Origin of the sequence: Acidisphaera rubrifaciens HS-AP3 (assembly GCF_000964365.1) — a bacterium.
GTDB lineage: Bacteria > Pseudomonadota > Alphaproteobacteria > Acetobacterales > Acetobacteraceae > Acidisphaera > Acidisphaera rubrifaciens.
In genome coordinates this window covers 1-4,577 of sequence record NZ_BANB01000675.1, presented here as the reverse complement: position 1 = coordinate 4,577, position 4,577 = coordinate 1, and the positions used below count along the sequence as shown (strand labels likewise).

Here is a 4,577-nt window from a genome sequence, read left to right as displayed (position 1 = left end):
ACAGCTGCGGCGACGCGGCGGGCGAGGACGGATCGGCGATCGGGGCCTGGCTCGCCGCGTATTGCGCGTTGGAGCGGTCGGCGACCAGCGCGTCGGCCACCGCCGCCCGCGCCTGTGCCGTGGTCGCCACCGGCTTGTTCGGCACCGAGGCGAGGTTGGGATACGGATCGGTGGCACCCGGCGGCGGCGGCCGGTCCTGCGCGATCGCGCCGCCCTGCATGTCGTGCCACCAGCTTACGGGGTTGATCGATTCCGGGACCGACGAGCAGCCCGCGAGCCCGCACGCGACCGCTAGCAGGACGGCCGGCGCGCCGCGCGACGCCGCGCCCCGCCATGCCGCACCTGCGAGACGCGCCCGCGCCGGACGCGGACGGGCCGCGGCTTCCTCGCGCCCGGCGTGCAGCCTGTCTTGCAGCCAGCCGATCTGTGTCATACGTCCGACTCCGGCCTCGCCTGAAACGTCCCGCATGCGGCGATCGCGCCGCCTGCCGCCCGGCGCCCGTGTGTAGCCGCAGGCGTGGCCCAACGGAAGGACACGTCCATGGCTGACACGCAGGGAGCTGATCCTGTCGGACCGGCGGAGCCGCCGGCCATGAAAATGCCGGATCCGGCCATGATCGGCCGGTCCATGGCAACCATCGCCGAACGATCGCAACGCATCGTCAGCGACTGGCTGCGCCGCCAGGCCGCCACCCGCGCCGAGGGCGGCGCCGGGGCGGGACAGGACGGCCGGGTCGAGCTCGACCCGCTGAACATCGGCGGCGCCTTCCTCGAGATGACGGCGCGGCTGATGGCCAACCCGGCGGCGCTGATGCAGGCGCAGATCGGCTTCTGGCAGGACTACATGACGCTCTGGCAGAACACCGCCCGGCGCATGATGGGCATGGAGAGCGAGCCCGTCATCGACGCCGCCGGCGACCGCCGCTTCAAGGACGAGGCCTGGCACGACAACGAGGTGTTCGACTTCATCAAGCAGTCTTACCTCCTGTCCGCCCGCTTCGTGCAGGACGTGGTGCGGCAGGTGGACGGGCTTGATCAGCGCACCGCGCAGAAGGTCGATTTCTACTCGCGCCAGTTCGTGGACGCGATGAGCCCGAGCAACTTCCTCCTCACCAACCCCGAGGTGCTGCGCCGCACCGCCGAGACGGGCGGGGAGAACCTGCTCAAGGGGCTGAACAACATGCTCGGCGACCTGGAGCGCGGGCGCGGCAAGCTGTCGATCAAGATGACCGACATGGAGGCGTTCCGCTTCGGCGAGAACATCGCCGTGACGCCGGGCAAGGTCGTCTATCAGAACGAGCTGATGCAGCTCATCCAGTACACGCCCACCACGGCCAAGGTACTGCGCCGCCCGCTGCTGATCGGGCCGCCCTGGATCAACAAGTTCTACATCCTCGACCTGCGGCCGAAGAACAGCTTCGTCCGCTGGGCGGTGTCGCAGGGCCACACCGTGTTCGTGATCTCGTGGGTCAATCCCGACGAGCGGCTCGCGGAAAAGGGCTTCGACGACTACATGCACCAGGGCTACCTCGCCGCCCTCGATGCGATCGAACGCATCACCGGCGAGCGCGAGGTCAACGCCATCGGCTACTGCCTCGGCGGCACGCTGCTCGCCTGCACCCTCGCCTACATGGCCGCGAAAGGCGACGACCGCATCAAGGCGGCGACGTTCTTCGTCACCATGATGGACTTCGAACAGGCGGGCGAACTCGCGGTCTTCATCGACGAGGAACAGCTCACCGCGCTCGAGGAGAAGATGCAGCGGCGCGGCTATCTCGAAGGCGCGGAGATGGCGACCACCTTCAACATGCTGCGCGCCAACGACCTGATCTGGTCCTTCGTCGTCAACAACTACCTGATGGGCAACGAGCCGTTCCCCTTCGACCTGCTCTATTGGAACGCCGATTCCACGCGCATGCCGGCGCGCATGCACAGCTTCTACCTGCGCCAGATGTACCAGCAGAACCGGCTGCGCGAGCAGGGCGGCATCACCCTGTCGGACGTGCCGATCGACCTCGGCCGCGTCCGCACCCCCGCCTATTTCCTGTCGACGCGCGAGGATCACATCGCGCCCTGGCGCTCGACCTATCGCGGCACGCAGCTCCTCGGCGGGCCGAAGCGCTTCGTGCTCGCCGCCTCCGGCCACATCGCGGGCGTCGTCAATCCGCCGGGCGGCAAATACAGCCACTGGATCAACACCGACCTGCCGAGCAGCGCCGACGAATGGCTCGCCGGCGCCACCGAGATGTCCGGCTCGTGGTGGCCGGACTGGCACCGCTGGGTGACCGGCTTCAACAAGGACGAGGTGCCCGCCCGCGACCCCGCCGCCGGCCCGCTGCCGGTGATCGAGGACGCGCCCGGCAGCTATGTCCGCGTCAAATCGACCGACTGAGGGGGACCGCGAGAATGGCCGACCTGAATCTGGTGGCGTTGTGGGAAGCGCACTGCCGCTACGAGTTCGAAACCCGCGACGTCGACGCCACCATGGCGACCATGGTCGCGCAGCCCTATGTCAACCACATCCCGACCATGACCGGCGGCGTCGGTCATGACGAGCTGAAGCGGTTCTACAAATATCATTTCATCGCTAACAACCCGCCCGACATGACGCTCGAGCCGGTCAGCCGCACGGTCGGCGCGAGCAGCGTCGTCGACGAGATGATCATCCGCTTCACCCACACGACGGAAGTCGAGTGGATGCTCCCGGGCGTCGCCCCCACCGGACGGCGCGTGGAAATCCCCCTCGTCGCCATCGTGCAGTTCGACGGCGACAAGCTCGTCCACGAGCACATCTACTGGGATCAGGCCTCCGTCCTGGTGCAGGTCGGCCTGCTCGATCCCAAGGGCCTGCCCGTCGCGGGCGCGGCGACGGCGCACAAGGTGCTCGACCGCACGCTGCCCAGCAACGCCATGATGCCAGGTTGGTCGCGCAGCGAGGGCAAGCCGATCTGACGCGGCGGCAATCGCCCGGCGGGCGGCCCGCGGCCGCCCGCCTGCGCAGGCGCCGACGCTACGGCGTCGCCTTCTTGGCCGTGTTGTCGATCGCCTGGCCGGTGTCGGAGATGTCCTGGCCGGCGCCCTGCACCGTGTGACAGGCGCTCAGCACCGGCACGGCCGCCAGCAGCGCCAGCACCGCCAAGGCGAAGCTAATGCGTGTTCTCATCCTCGGGCCCTTTCCCGGACGTGATTGTCCCGGGTCCCTAACGCGGCAGCGGCCGATTGGCTGCACTGCTTGACGCAGGCTGCCGCGAAACTCCGCGCCCGGCGGGCTCAGCCGCCGACCGGCCGCAGCCCCGCCCGGAACCGCGCGGCGTTGTGGACATAGGCCCGGGCATTCAGGTCGAACCCGGCCCGCTCTGCGTCCGTCAGCACCCGCTTCAGCCGCGCCGGCGCCCCCACCCACAGCTCGTTGCGCCCGATCACCTTGCCCGGACTGAGCAGCCCGCCCGCACCGAGCACGCCGCCGCTCTCGATCACCGCTCCGTCCAGCACCGTCGCGCCCATGCCGACGAACGCGCGGTCATGCAGCGTGCAGGCATGGATGATCGCCGCGTGCCCGATCGTCACGTCGTCGCCGATCACCGTCCGCTCGTCGCCCGGGTTGACGTGGATGATCGTGCCGTCCTGCACGTTGGTCCGCGCGCCGATGCGGATCAGGTTGGTGTCGCCGCGGATCACGCACTGAAACCACACGCCCGATTGCGCGCCGATCTCCACGTCCCCGATCACCGCGGCGGTGGGGGCGATGAACGCGTCGGGCGCGATGCGCGGCGCCACGCCGTCCAGCGCATACAGCGGCCCGCCGAGCGCCTCGGGCCGGCGCATGCCGCTGATGGTGAAGGGCTCAGTGGACATCGGCCGCCTCCGCGTGCGTGGACGCCGTCCCGGCGGCGTCGCCGAGCATGAGCGCGAGGTTCTGCACCGCAGCCCCAGACGCACCCTTTCCCAGATTGTCCAGCCGCGCAATCAGCACCGCCTGCCGCCGCGCCTCGTTGGCCGCGACGAACAGCTCCATCCGGTCGCTGCCGGCAAGCGTGGCCGCATCCAGCGCCGCCGGCGCCCCCGCCGCGACCCCGATCAGCGCCGCCCCCTCATATCGCGCGGCCAGCGCCGCGTGCAGGTCGGCGCCCGTCGGCCGGCCCGGCAGCGTGTCCAGATGCAGCGGGATCGATACCACCATCCCCTGCGCAAAATGCCCGACCGAAGGCACGAAGAGCGGCCGGCGCGTCAGCCCGCCATAGCGTTCGATCTCCGCCACGTGCTTGTGCTCCAGCCCGAGCGCGTACAGCTCGAATGCCGGCCCGCCGTCGCGCGCATGCGCCTCGATCATCGCCCGCCCGCCGCCGGAATAGCCGCTGACGGCATTGATCGTGACCGGGTGATCCGGCGCCAGCAGCCCCGCATCGACCAGCGGGCGCAAGAGCGCCACCGCCCCGGTTGGGTAGCAGCCGGGATTGGCGACCCGCGCCGCCCCGGCGATGCGCGCCGCCTGCCCGGGCGCCAGTTCGGCGAAGCCATAGGTCCAGCCCGGCGCGACCCGGTGCGCCGTGCTCGCGTCCAGGATGCGCGGCGCGTCC

The 4,577-nt window shown here is 70.1% G+C and carries 5 protein-coding genes and 1 pseudogene; 2 read left to right on the top strand and 4 right to left on the bottom strand.

Annotation, left to right across the window (positions count from 1 at the left end; genetic code table 11):
- Window positions 1-433, bottom strand: a pseudogene (locus B8460_RS16245) (hypothetical protein); the annotation flags it as partial.
- Between the two features lie 195 nt (window positions 434-628).
- On the opposite strand from B8460_RS16245, the gene B8460_RS16240 reads away from it, so the two are divergent.
- Together B8460_RS16240 and B8460_RS16235 are read left to right on the top strand one after the other, a co-directional pair.
- On the top strand, window positions 629-2,392 hold the full coding sequence (locus B8460_RS16240; RefSeq protein ID WP_241771216.1) for a PHA/PHB synthase family protein: 1,764 nt from the start codon (window positions 629-631) through the stop codon (window positions 2,390-2,392).
- Window positions 2,393-2,406: 14 nt separating this feature from the next.
- Complete coding sequence (locus B8460_RS16235) at window positions 2,407-2,952, top strand: ester cyclase (RefSeq protein WP_084623773.1); 546 nt, start codon at window positions 2,407-2,409, stop codon at window positions 2,950-2,952.
- Window positions 2,953-3,010: 58 nt separating this feature from the next.
- Here B8460_RS16235 and B8460_RS16230 read toward each other — a convergent pair whose 3' ends face one another.
- From B8460_RS16230 to argC, 3 genes are all read right to left on the bottom strand, one after another.
- Window positions 3,011-3,163, bottom strand: a complete 153-nt coding sequence (locus B8460_RS16230; RefSeq protein ID WP_084623771.1) for an entericidin A/B family lipoprotein — start codon at window positions 3,161-3,163, stop codon at window positions 3,011-3,013.
- Between the two features lie 107 nt (window positions 3,164-3,270).
- Entirely contained in the window at window positions 3,271-3,855 is a 585-nt protein-coding gene (locus B8460_RS16225; RefSeq protein WP_241771215.1) for a gamma carbonic anhydrase family protein, read from the bottom strand.
- The coding region (gene argC / locus B8460_RS16220; RefSeq protein WP_048862654.1) for an N-acetyl-gamma-glutamyl-phosphate reductase at window positions 3,845-4,577 on the bottom strand (733 nt) is incomplete at its 5' end. The genes B8460_RS16225 and argC, both read right to left, overlap by 11 nt.